The 11,822-nt window shown below is 36.5% G+C and carries 12 protein-coding genes; 11 read left to right on the forward strand and 1 reads right to left on the reverse strand.

The window, feature by feature from the left end; genetic code table 11:
- The first annotated feature begins 34 nt into the window (after positions 1-34).
- From emeA to IGL93_RS04260, 10 genes are all read left to right on the forward strand, one after another.
- Complete coding sequence (gene emeA / locus IGL93_RS04215; protein WP_002358140.1) at positions 35-1,189, forward strand: multidrug efflux MFS transporter EmeA; 1,155 nt, start codon at positions 35-37, stop codon at positions 1,187-1,189.
- 146 nt (positions 1,190-1,335) lie between these two features.
- Positions 1,336-2,658 (forward strand): Y-family DNA polymerase, encoded by a 1,323-nt coding sequence (locus IGL93_RS04220; RefSeq protein ID WP_002386016.1) that lies wholly within the window; start codon positions 1,336-1,338, stop codon positions 2,656-2,658.
- A 4-nt stretch (positions 2,659-2,662) separates the two neighbouring features.
- Complete coding sequence (locus IGL93_RS04225) at positions 2,663-3,052, forward strand: hypothetical protein (RefSeq protein WP_010775718.1); 390 nt, start codon at positions 2,663-2,665, stop codon at positions 3,050-3,052.
- A gap of 71 nt (positions 3,053-3,123) precedes the next feature.
- Positions 3,124-3,321 carry a hypothetical protein gene (locus IGL93_RS04230; protein ID WP_002375234.1) on the forward strand — a complete coding sequence of 66 codons (198 nt, stop codon included), beginning with the start codon at positions 3,124-3,126 and terminating at the stop codon, positions 3,319-3,321.
- A gap of 17 nt (positions 3,322-3,338) precedes the next feature.
- A complete protein-coding gene (locus tag IGL93_RS04235) occupies positions 3,339-3,644 on the forward strand; it encodes a hypothetical protein (RefSeq protein WP_002358136.1) in 306 nt (101 codons plus the stop codon).
- Between the two features lie 52 nt (positions 3,645-3,696).
- Positions 3,697-4,128: a universal stress protein gene (locus IGL93_RS04240; protein ID WP_002391595.1), complete on the forward strand. Its 432-nt coding sequence runs from the start codon at positions 3,697-3,699 to the stop codon at positions 4,126-4,128.
- Between the two features lie 69 nt (positions 4,129-4,197).
- Positions 4,198-4,440, forward strand: a complete 243-nt coding sequence (locus IGL93_RS04245) for a hypothetical protein (RefSeq protein ID WP_002358134.1) — start codon at positions 4,198-4,200, stop codon at positions 4,438-4,440.
- Positions 4,441-4,809: 369 nt separating this feature from the next.
- On the forward strand, positions 4,810-5,256 hold the full coding sequence (locus IGL93_RS04250; protein ID WP_010713539.1) for a GNAT family N-acetyltransferase: 447 nt from the start codon (positions 4,810-4,812) through the stop codon (positions 5,254-5,256).
- Positions 5,257-5,395: 139 nt separating this feature from the next.
- Positions 5,396-6,109, forward strand: coding sequence for a DsbA family oxidoreductase (locus IGL93_RS04255; RefSeq protein WP_002375225.1), 714 nt, complete (start codon positions 5,396-5,398; stop codon positions 6,107-6,109).
- 70 nt (positions 6,110-6,179) lie between these two features.
- Entirely contained in the window at positions 6,180-6,575 is a 396-nt protein-coding gene (locus IGL93_RS04260; RefSeq protein ID WP_002358131.1) for a DUF805 domain-containing protein, read from the forward strand.
- Between the two features lie 185 nt (positions 6,576-6,760).
- On the opposite strand, the gene IGL93_RS04265 is transcribed toward IGL93_RS04260, so the two are convergent.
- Entirely contained in the window at positions 6,761-8,182 is a 1,422-nt protein-coding gene (locus IGL93_RS04265) for a helix-turn-helix domain-containing protein (protein WP_002382000.1), read from the reverse strand.
- A gap of 174 nt (positions 8,183-8,356) precedes the next feature.
- On the opposite strand from IGL93_RS04265, the gene ebpA reads away from it, so the two are divergent.
- Complete coding sequence (ebpA, locus tag IGL93_RS04270) at positions 8,357-11,821, forward strand: endocarditis and biofilm-associated pilus tip protein EbpA (protein ID WP_148376489.1); 3,465 nt, start codon at positions 8,357-8,359, stop codon at positions 11,819-11,821.
- The last annotated feature ends 1 nt before the right edge of the window (position 11,822 follow it).

Genomic DNA, 11,822 nt, shown 5'->3' on the forward strand with positions numbered 1-11,822 from the left:
TTTGATGGCTGTTTTTTTATGGAGGAGGCAAATTATGACGAAAAAAAATAGTATGATGTACTTAGCAATTTCTAACTTATTTCTTGTTTTTCTAGGCGTAGGCCTAGTCATTCCCGTAATTCCCCAATTAAAAGAAGAAATGCATTTTTCTGGTACCACAATGGGAATGATGATTTCTATTTTTGCGATTGCCCAATTAATCACATCGCCAATCGCAGGTGTCCTTTCGGATAAAATTGGTCGGAAAAAAATGATTGCAACGGGCATGTTGGTGTTTTCAATTTCTGAGTTATTATTTGGTTTAGCCCAAGCGAAAAGCGGTTTTTATATTTCTCGTGGTTTAGGTGGGATTGCCGCCGCTTTATTAATGCCGTCAGTGACAGCCTTTGTGGCAGATATGACCACGATTTCTGAACGTCCGAAAGCGATGGGACTTGTGTCAGCTGCAATTAGTGGTGGTTTTATTATCGGACCAGGAGTTGGTGGTTTTATTGCTTATTTAGGTATTCGCGCCCCGTTTTTTGCGGCCGCATTTTTAGCGTTTATTGGTTTTATTTTGACATTAACTGTTTTGAAGGAGCCAGAGAAACGAATTTTAGCCGCTGTTGAAGCGAAAAAAGGTTCATTTATGGATATTTTAAGAAATCCAATGTTTACCTCATTATTTGTGATTATCTTAATTTCCTCTTTTGGCCTGCAAGCGTTCGAATCTATTTATAGTATTATGGCGACCATTAATTTTGGCTTTACCACAAGTGAAATAGCAATCGTGATTACGGTTAGTGGTATTTTAGCGTTGATTTGTCAGTTGTTTTTCTTTGATGCAATCGTCCAAAAAATAGGTGAAATGGGTTTAATCCAATTAACCTTTTTTGCAAGTGCCATTTTTATTGCCGTGATTGCCTTTACAAAAAATAATTTAGTTGTTGTATTTTCAACGTTTATTGTCTTTTTAGCGTTTGACTTGTTTAGACCAGCAGTAACTACTTATTTATCCAAACATGCTGGAGATCAACAAGGAACCATCAACGGACTAAATTCGACATTTACAAGTTTTGGTAATATTTTAGGACCAATGGCAGCAGGAGCTTTATTTGATATCAATCACTTTTTCCCTTATTATGTTTCAGCAGTAATTCTGTTAGGAACGGGCTTTTTATCGTTATTTTTAAATCGAAATAAGATGTAAAAGAAAAAATAAGTATTTGGAATATAAAAATTCCGAATACTTATTTTTTTTGATCACCGACCGTTCTTGAAAAAAACAAAAAAAATAAACAGTGTTCGCTTGATTAATCGAACGTTTGTTCGTATAATGATTTTGCAAGTGAGGTGATGTTTGTGAAATTTGATTATGAAAAAGAACCTAGTCGCGATATTCTTTGTATTGATTGCAAAAGTTTTTACGCTAGTGTAGAATGCGCAGAACGTGGGTTAGATCCGTTGAAAACGATGTTAGTAGTGATGAGTAATGCCGAAAATGCGGGGGGATTAGTTTTATCAGCATCGCCAATGGCAAAAAAAGTTTTAGGTGTTTCAAATGTTACGCGTAAAAATCAAGTGCCCGCTCATCCTGATTTATATGTGGTTCCGCCACGAATGAATTTGTACATGAAAAAAAATCAAGAAATCAATAATTTATATAAAAAGTTTGTCGCAGATGAAGATCACTCTGTGTTTAGTGTAGATGAATCATTTCTTGATGTAACTGCTTCTTTAAGTTATTTTCATTGTGAAACCGCCTATAAGATGGCTCGGATTATCCAAAGAGTCGTTTATAATCATGTGGGTATTTATGTGACCGTTGGGATAGGGGACAATCCGTTACTGGCTAAATTGGCGTTGGACAATGGCGCCAAACATTCGCCAGATTTTATTGCAGAATGGCGGTATGATCGTGTACCAGATACTGTCTGGCAGTTGCCTTCTTTGACAGATTTTTGTGGGATTGGTCGCAGAATGGCTAAACGACTGAATCGTTTAGGAATTGATTCTGTATATGAGTTAGCGCAAGCGAATCCGCATCTTTTACAAGAAACATTTGGCGTGATGGGGCTTCAATTGTATGCTCATTCATGGGGGATTGATCGTACCTTTTTAGGAAAAAAAGCACCACATAAAGCTGAAAAATCATTTGGGAATAGTCAGATTTTACCGAGAGATTATGCGCGAAGAGATCAGATTGAACTAGTCTTAAAGGAACTGACAGAACAAGTGGCTGCTCGTTTAAGAAAAGCGCATTGTCAAACGGAATGTATCACAGTCTACGTTGGTTATTCCAAAGGACAAATTGACCGTGAAGGACGAACTGGTTGGCGAAAACAACAAACGATTCCTGCAACAAACAATACAAAAGTTTTGATTACCTATGTATTAGCCCTTTTTAGAGAACATTATCTAGCGGGAACCGATGTCCGGCAATTAGGGCTTTCTTATGGAAAATTAGTTTGGAATGAATCTTTACAATTAGATTTATTTTCGGAACCAGAAGAGCAAATTAGTGAAATGGAGTTAAACTATCTGATTGATAAAATCCGACAAAAATTTGGCTTTCAAGCTTTAATCCACGCCTCTTCTTTGTTGGAAGGCGCGACGGCAATTCATCGTTCAGGATTAGTCGGTGGACATGCTGGAGGAAATGTCGGTTTAGGAGGATAACATCATGAAACGAACAAAAAAAGAATTTACACCTTATAATGAGTACCATGATCGGCCCTTTGAACTGAAATGGGCGACCGCTTTTGCATTGGGGGAGTTACAAGAAGGAATCGAAGCTTCTGACGAATATTCTAAGAGAGCGTTTGAACGCTTACCGCAACAGACAACAGAAGAAATTGAAGAATACTTAGAGCAGTCTTTAAAAAATAACCAGGTTTTAGAAATCCAATTGAATACTTTGGATGATTTTGGCCGTGTTCAACCGCCAATTGTTGGTGTTTTTGAAGGGATGAGTTCAATGGAGTATGCAAAAGTTGGAAATACACATATTTTATTTGAAGATATTCGTCATATTAAAAGTCATGAGTTTACAAAGTGGTCGAGCCTTGATTAAAAAACTATTGTTATACGTGCGTTTTGTGAAAACATATGAGATAATGTTCATAGGTAATAGAAATAAAAATTATGGAGGTGGCTAGGATGGGACATCATTTAAAAGGACACCATGGCAAAAAAACAAACGCAAGTGGCGGCTTTTTAACAAAGTTATTGGCTGGTGGTGCCTTAGTGGGCGTAGGAAAAAAGTTATACGACAATCGTGAAAAAATTAAAGAGCTGTTAAGTGACGACAAAGAAAAAAGCAACGATACTGAAAACAAATAAAGGACTGGATTGACGGAATGGTAAAAGATGCAGCGTATATTATTGAAGAGATTACCACGATTTTAGAAGGAACCTATTTTGTGATAACCAAGAAAGCGAATAAGCGCCGCATGTGTTTACATGTTTCAGATACCGCGAAAGAATTTTTACGTTGTCGACTGGAGTATGAAACATTCTTAGAGCAACAGTTTGATTATGCCACAATGTTTTTAGAAACATGTACGGAAGATGTTTCTGTTGAAATTCAAACAGGACTACTTGAAGAAACAAATTATCAAGCATTAACCGTGGAAAAATTACAACAGATAGCCACTAAAATGTAACACAGCTGTTGTGTTAGTTTTGATTCTTAATTTGGTTAAGGAGGCGGATAAAATGTCAGTATATCAACATATTTTGGTTGCTCTTGATGGCTCAGATCAATCTGAAAAAGCTTTTCATGAAGCTGTCAGGATTGCCAAAGAGGAACAAGCTACTCTTTATTTAGCTACAATTATTAATGATGCTGAATTTACGACGAGTCCATTTTCTTTTGAAGAATTGTATGATTTAGAAAAACACAAGTCAGAAGAGATGCTCACTGAAAAGGCAAAACAAGCGAGTGAAATTGGTGTAAAAACAGTCAAAAAAATTGTTGAGCTTGGGAGCCCAAAACGTTATCTTGCCAACACGATTTCTGAAAATTATGCCATAGATTTAATTGTGCTAGGTGCCACGGGAAGAGGTGCTATTCAACGAACCTTGATTGGTTCTACTACAGATTATGTGGTTAACCATGCTTTGTGCAATGTCTTAGTCGTTCGCTAATTGTGAGTAATTAATCAAGGAAACAATGTTTTATCGGGACGTTTTTTAAATTAAACGAGAGGTGAGTTTATGAAAACAAAAATCGGAAAAACAGTTATCTTGTCAGCGTTTTTATTCACAAGTTTCCTTTTACTGAGTGGTTGTACCTCGGCTGGCGAAGAGATGGAAAAAACAATTGATCGACAGAAAGAAAAAGTCGATAAAACGGTCGATAAGCAGAAACATAAAAATGAAAATTCCATGGAAAGTTACGACGAAAAAGTTGACCGTTCTTTAGATAGTCAAGAAGACAAAATCGATACTACTGAGTAACGGGAAAGCTTTCAACTATCGGCTAGTAAATAAATAATATACAAAAGGGAGCATCCACTGCAGTTATTTCTCACAGCGGATCCTCTCTTTTGTGGTTAAAAAGAAAAAGTTAACTGCTCCCCAACAGTTAACTTTTAATCATGTTGCACATAGTTAAAACACTCTATATATCATTTATATCATTTGAAACGGGCAGTGTAAAAAGAAATCTCTTGAAAAGAGTCTCCATTTATAGGGAAGATTTCCCATAAAAAAGAGAAACGTATAATCACAGAGAGTTAGAGAAAGCAAAGGGAAATAAGTATGTTAAAATAAGAAGCAAGAAAGAAGACAAGTATGCAGAAAATAACAACTAATTAGGTGAAAACAATGGAAATACATTTTGAAAAAGTAACAAACGATAATCGTAAAGCAGTGGAAAACCTACAAGTTTTCGCTGAACAACAAACCTTCATTGAATCAATGGCAGAAAATCTAAAAGAATCGGACCAATTTCCAGAATGGGAATCGGCAGGTATTTATGACGGCAATCAATTAATCGGCTATGCCATGTATGGACGTTGGCAAGATGGGCGCGTTTGGTTAGACCGCTTTTTAATTGATCAACGGTTCCAAGGACAAGGTTATGGGAAAGCAGCCTGTCGACTTTTAATGTTAATGCTAATAGAAAAATACCAAACAAACAAGCTATACTTGAGTGTTTATGATACGAACAGCTCAGCAATTCGGTTGTATCAACAACTTGGTTTTGTATTTAATGGTGAATTAGATACGAATGGTGAGCGGGTAATGGAATGGACACATCAGAATAAGTAGATAGAACAGGTGAGACAAAAGCCATAGCGCATTTTGTTTCATCTTTTTCTTTTAATTGGCTTCATTTGTTTACTTTTAGTAAGTAAAATGGTAAATTTAGTTCAATCTGTTTTGAAAAAAGAGTTACTGGAGGGTAAGGATGAAAATAGAATTTTTCCATGATGTTATTTGTAGTTTTTGTTTTCCAATGTCTGACCGCATGCATGAGATTCAACAAGAATTTCCTGAAATTGAATTGATTCATCGGTCGTTTGCGTTGGGGTGGTCCGCAAACGATTTTGAAACAATGTTTGGCTCACGAGCAGCAGTAAAAGAAGAAGTTTTGACGCATTGGGTGCATGCCAATCAAAACGATTCAAAGCATCGTTTTAATATTGAAGGGATGAGGAAGCAACGATTTGATTTTCCAACATCAAAGAATGCATTATTAGCAGCAAAAGCAGCTGGATACATTGGCAACCAAGACACTTATTGGGTACTGTTTGATAAGTTACAAGAAGGTTTATTTATGAGAAGTTTAAATATTGAAGAGCCAGAAGTAATTGAGGAGCTAGTAAAAGAGACAACGATTGATTTTGCTTTATGGAAAGAAGCTGTTGCTTCCGAGGCTGTTTGGACGGCGGTTCAAGAAGATTTTGCGCTAGCTTCTGCTTATGGTTTACAAGGAGTTCCCGCACTAATCATTAATCAAAAATATTTAATTAATGGTGCAGTACCGAAACAACAAATCAGCCAAACTATTCAAAAAATTCTCGCAGAAGAAAAACAACAGCAACCGTTAGTTTCATTAACTCCTTCTTCTGAAAAGTCAGCTTCGTGTGAGTTTAAGGAAGGCACATGGACGTGTCATTAAGCGGCATAAAATAACGTTATTCTTTGACAAAACGAAAGACTTCTGTAATAGTTAATGCGGGGGTGATAATATGTTTAACGCGTATAGAGAATACTGGAATAATATTACAACAATGAATGCGTCAGCAACACGAGCACAATATTGGTGGCCACAATTAATTAATTATTTGGTGTTAGGGATTTATTCAGCAATTACGGGCGTTTACAGATATATTGAAGTAACACCCAATGATGGAACAATCATTAAAGAATGGAATACCGTGACCATTATCTTTTTCTTGCTGACTGCTTTAATTTGGTTGGCAAACTTTACTGTTCGAGCAAGAAGATTGCATGATCGCGACCACAGTAACTGGTGGATTTTATTCTATTTACTTCCTTTTATCGGTACTTTAGTGATCTTCATTACATTAATTTTGCCAAGTAAAAGTCACACAAGATGGCCAGTGAATCAATCAGAAATTTAATTTGCTGGTTTCGTTTAGCTGATTATCTTAAGAGTGAAAATAGGACATAAGTCGAAATGACTTATGTCCTATTTTCTTTTTTATTTCAGAAAAATAAAAATATCTTCTGTATGATGGCACCTCACATTACGCGGTTCTTGATAAAAGGGCTATCTTTTTGGTAGATAGGGAAAACCATTAAGACGTTAAAAGTTTAATAAATCGAGCAATTCTCTTTTGTTAGAAAATAAGATAGCATCATTAATTAAAATACTTGGAACACTGGTTTCAATAATTGGTTGATTGGTAATAATCAAGTCAAATTCTTCGAGTCGATGGTCACCTAATTGTTCTTCCGTAATTGCTAACGTATTTGAACGAATCCGATGCAAAGCTAAAATATCGTGGACATAGTTTCCAATATATTGACTATGATTCAGGCCCATGTCGCTAATAATCAAAATCTTTTTTGAGTCGAAACTCTGGTTAATTTCTGGAAAAGTATTAAGCAACCAAAAAATATAAGAAGATGAATAGTTTAATAGATTTGTTTCTAAAAGAGCGGAAAAGAAATGCAATTCTGCTTTTAATCGTGCATATAAGTGAAGCTGAGTAAAATGAATTTGTCGAGTGAAAAAGGTGGCCCTTTGTGTCAATTCGGAGGTGTCAAAAGGCACTAATTGAGAAAACAAATAAAGACAGGTTAACAAGTGAACAGCGAAGTCGACGACTTCTTCTGTTAATTGTTCAATCTGTGAAAAAGCATTAAATTTTAAATTTTCACGTATTCTTTGACTGATGACTTCTTGGTCTTCGGAGTAGTATTGCTGAAAAGCGCCTCTTTGAAAATACCGGAGAACTTCCCGATAGGTTTCACGGCTGAGCCCAGTAAAATGACGACTGAGTAAAAGATAATCTTCCATTTTGATTGGACTCTTTTTATCTGTTTTTTTCTGGAAACGTTGCTGAAAGCCTTGATGCTCTCTTAATAAATCAACAATAAAATACATAATAAAGAAATCGTGTTCATAACTGTTATCCATACTAATAATATTTAATTGGCATTGATTACGACGCATTAATTGTTTGATTTCTTGCTTATCTAATTGATAAGGCAATTCATAATGACCATAATACATTAAAAAGAAAAAGGTTGTAAAAATACGTAAAGGCAATTCTTCTGTTTGGCTAGTTAATTGATAGCCTTGATCAACGATAACGCGAAGAGAGTAAGTTTCCAAGACCTGATTACATTGCTTCAATTTTCGAGCAAAAGAAGAGCGACTAATATTGATGGTATCGCAATAATATTCGATGGTTTTGCCAGGATTTTGGATAAATTCATGGAGCAATTGGGTGGTCGTTGACGTTTTTGCCATATCCGTCAGCACGTTTAAATATAAGGACACATTAAAGTTTTCTAAACGATAGCCTAATTTATGCGATGTTTTAATGGTTAAACTTTCGCCCCAACGCTGTTTAATCTCCTCAATATAACGAATAAAAGTAGACTCAGAACTACCAATATATTTTGCAAGTTCTTTTTTAGTCATCCATTTATCAGAAATGGATAAGACACGAATGATTTCTTCCATTTTCCGATAATTTTTTTCTAAAAACCTAATCATATTGTTTCCTCCCAAGTCCTTTACTTTAATGAAACAATCATCGAAACAATAACGCAATTTCAGAAATGAAACCGCTTGGTATGAAAGCTGGTGTGATTTAATGAGCTCCTTCTCTGTATAATAATTATCAGATTAGAATAATGAAATTTTACGTGCTAGGCAATTCTAATTTAACTGTTAATTCATAAAAGAAAGGAGAGAACAGACATTAAATTACTAAAGAAATTTGGGGTTTTCGGCGTAGTCTTTTTACTTGTCTCATCCTATTTCATACCGCTCATTGGCTATGCAGAAACAGCCAAAGAAGTTGAAATTACATCCGCTCAAATGATAACAGATGAGAATGATAAAACGAATATTAATATCGAGTTAAATCTTCTCAACCAAACAGAGCAGCCATTACAACGAGAAATTCAATTGAAAAATGCACAGTTCATGGATACTGCTGTAATTGAAAAAGACGGATATTCTTACCAAGTGACTAATGGTACGCTTTATCTGACTTTGGACGCACAAGTAAAAAAGCCGGTACAGCTTTCGTTAGCTGTTGAGCAAAGTTCGCTTCAAACAGCTCAGCCACCTAAGTTATTGTATGAAAACAACGAATATGATGTTTCAGTTACTTCTGAAAAAATAACAGTAGAGGATTCTGCTAAAGAATCAACTGAACCAGAAAAAATAACTGTACCAGAAAATACGAAAGAAACTAACAAAAATGATTCGGCTCCAGAAAAAACAGAACAGCCGACCGCAACAGAAGAGGTAACCAATCCATTTGCAGAAGCAAGAATAGCGCCAGCCACTTTGAGAGCGAATCTGGCACTACCTTTAATTGCACCACAATACACGACGGATAATTCTGGTACTTATCCGACAGCTAATTGGCAGCCCACAGGCAATCAAAATGTGTTAAACCATCAAGGGAATAAAGACGGTGGTACACAATGGGATGGTCAAACGAGTTGGAATGGGGACCCTACTAATCGCACAAATTCTTATATTGAGTATGGCGGTACAGGAGACCAAGCCGATTATGCCATCCGAAAATATGCTAGAGAAACAACAACACCAGGGCTTTTTGATGTATATCTTAATGTGCGTGGGAATGTTCAGAAAGAAATCACGCCATTGGATTTGGTCTTAGTCGTTGACTGGTCCGGTAGTATGAATGAAAACAATCGGATTGGTGAAGTACAAAAAGGAGTGAACCGTTTTGTTGATACATTGGCAGATAGCGGTATTACCAATAACATCAACATGGGCTATGTTGGCTACTCAAGTGACGGTTATAATAACAACGCCATTCAAATGGGACCGTTTGATACAGTCAAAAATCCAATTAAAAATATTACGCCAAGTAGCACTAGAGGAGGAACTTTCACTCAAAAAGCATTAAGAGATGCTGGTGATATGTTAGCAACGCCAAATGGACATAAGAAAGTTATTGTACTTTTAACGGATGGCGTCCCAACCTTCTCTTATAAAGTGAGTCGAGTTCAAACAGAGGCGGATGGTCGCTTTTACGGGACACAATTTACGAATCGACAAGACCAACCAGGTAGCACTTCTTATATCTCTGGTAGCTATAATGCGCCAGATCAAAACAATATCAATAAACGAATTAACAGTACGTTTATCGCCACGATAGGTGAGGCAATGGCCTTAAAACAACGTGGGATTGAAATACATGGATTGGGCATTCAATTGCAAAGCGATCCACGAGCTAATTTATCTAAACAACAAGTTGAAGATAAAATGCGCGAGATGGTGTCAGCCGATGAAAATGGAGACCTTTATTATGAATCCGCGGATTATGCACCAGACATTTCTGATTATTTAGCGAAAAAAGCCGTTCAGATTTCAGGAACGGTTGTAAACGGAAAAGTAGTTGATCCAATTGCTGAACCTTTTAAATACGAGCCAAATACATTATCAATGAAAAGTGTGGGTCCTGTTCAGGTTCAAACATTACCAGAAGTGTCGCTAACAGGCGCTACAATTAATAGTAATGAGATTTATTTGGGTAAAGGGCAAGAAATTCAAATTCATTATCAAGTACGTATTCAAACAGAGTCAGAAAACTTCAAACCTGATTTTTGGTATCAAATGAATGGTCGGACAACGTTTCAGCCATTAGCCACGGCCCCTGAAAAAGTTGATTTTGGGGTTCCTTCTGGAAAAGCACCCGGCGTGAAGTTAAACGTGAAAAAAATCTGGGAAGAGTATGATCAAGACCCAACAAGTCGGCCAGATAATGTGATTTATGAAATTAGTAGAAAGCAAGTAACTGACACAGCCAACTGGCAAACTGGGTATATTAAATTATCAAAACCAGAAAATGATACCAGCAATAGTTGGGATCGCAAAAATGTAACCCAACTTTCCAAAACCGCGGATGAAAGCTATCAAGAAGTTCTTGGGCTTCCCCAATACAATAATCAAGGACAAGCTTTCAATTATCAAACAACCCGTGAATTAGCAGTTCCTGGTTACAGTCAAGAAAAAATCGACGATACTACTTGGAAAAACACGAAGCAATTCAAGCCATTAGATTTAAAAGTAATCAAAAATTCTTCCTCAGGTGAGAAAAACTTAGTGGGAGCCGTCTTTGAATTGAGTGGTAAAAATGTTCAGACAACATTAGTGGACAATAAAGATGGTAGCTATTCCTTGCCAAAAGATGTGCGCCTACAAAAAGGGGAACGCTATACATTAACTGAAGTAAAAGCACCTGTAGGACATGAGTTAGGCAAGAAAACGACTTGGCAAATTGAGGTGAATGAGCAAGGCAAAGTAAGCATCGATGGACAAGAAGTGACCACCACAAATCAAGTTATTCCATTGGAAATTGAAAATAAATTTTCTTCTTTGCCAATCAGAATTAGAAAATACACCATGCAAAATGGCAAACAAGTGAACTTAGCAGAGGCGACTTTTGCGTTGCAAAGAAAAAATGCTCAAGGAAGTTACCAAACTGTGGCAACTCAAAAAACAGATACTGCAGGATTGAGCTATTTTAAAATTAGTGAACCTGGTGAGTATCGAATGGTGGAACAATCAGGACCATTAGGCTACGACACTCTTGCTGGAAATTATGAATTTATTGTTGATAAATATGGGAAAATTCACTATGCAGGCAAAAATATTGAAGAAAATGCGCCAGAATGGACACTGACACATCAAAATCATTTGAAACCTTTTGACTTAACGGTTCATAAAAAAGCCGATAATCAGACGCCACTTAAAGGAGCGAAATTCCGTTTAACAGGACCAGATACGGATATTGAATTACCAAAAGATGGCAAAGAAACGGATACTTTTGTTTTTGAAAACTTAAAACCAGGGAAATATGTCCTAACAGAAACCTTTACGCCAGAAGGATATCAGGGGTTAAAAGAACCAATCGAATTAATAATTCGCGAAGATGGTTCAGTCACGATAGATGGGGAAAAAGTAGCAGATGTTTTAATTTCTGGAGAGAAGAATAATCAAATTACTTTAGATGTTACTAACCAAGCAAAGGTTCCTTTACCTGAAACTGGTGGCATAGGACGCTTGTGGTTTTACTTGATAGCGATTAGTACATTCGTGATAGCGGGTGTTTATCTCTTTATTAGACGACCAGAAGGGAGTGTGTAAT

The organism is Enterococcus sp. DIV1328a (assembly GCF_050536905.1).
Classification (GTDB): Bacteria; Bacillota; Bacilli; order Lactobacillales; family Enterococcaceae; genus Enterococcus; species Enterococcus faecalis.

Bases quoted from the DNA above. Each gene is read 5' to 3' on its own strand.
- emeA (WP_002358140.1), top strand. From the start codon at position 35: ATGACGAAAAAAAATAGTATGATGTACTTAGCAATTTCTAACTTATTT.
- IGL93_RS04220 (WP_002386016.1), top strand. From the start codon at position 1,336: ATGTTTGTGAAATTTGATTATGAAAAAGAACCTAGTCGCGATATTCTT.
- IGL93_RS04225 (WP_010775718.1), top strand. From the start codon at position 2,663: ATGAAACGAACAAAAAAAGAATTTACACCTTATAATGAGTACCATGAT.
- IGL93_RS04230 (WP_002375234.1), top strand. From the start codon at position 3,124: ATGGAGGTGGCTAGGATGGGACATCATTTAAAAGGACACCATGGCAAA.
- IGL93_RS04235 (WP_002358136.1), top strand. From the start codon at position 3,339: ATGGTAAAAGATGCAGCGTATATTATTGAAGAGATTACCACGATTTTA.
- IGL93_RS04240 (WP_002391595.1), top strand. From the start codon at position 3,697: ATGTCAGTATATCAACATATTTTGGTTGCTCTTGATGGCTCAGATCAA.
- IGL93_RS04245 (WP_002358134.1), top strand. From the start codon at position 4,198: ATGAAAACAAAAATCGGAAAAACAGTTATCTTGTCAGCGTTTTTATTC.
- IGL93_RS04250 (WP_010713539.1), top strand. From the start codon at position 4,810: ATGGAAATACATTTTGAAAAAGTAACAAACGATAATCGTAAAGCAGTG.
- IGL93_RS04255 (WP_002375225.1), top strand. From the start codon at position 5,396: ATGAAAATAGAATTTTTCCATGATGTTATTTGTAGTTTTTGTTTTCCA.
- IGL93_RS04260 (WP_002358131.1), top strand. From the start codon at position 6,180: ATGTTTAACGCGTATAGAGAATACTGGAATAATATTACAACAATGAAT.
- IGL93_RS04265 (WP_002382000.1), bottom strand. From the start codon at position 8,182: ATGATTAGGTTTTTAGAAAAAAATTATCGGAAAATGGAAGAAATCATT.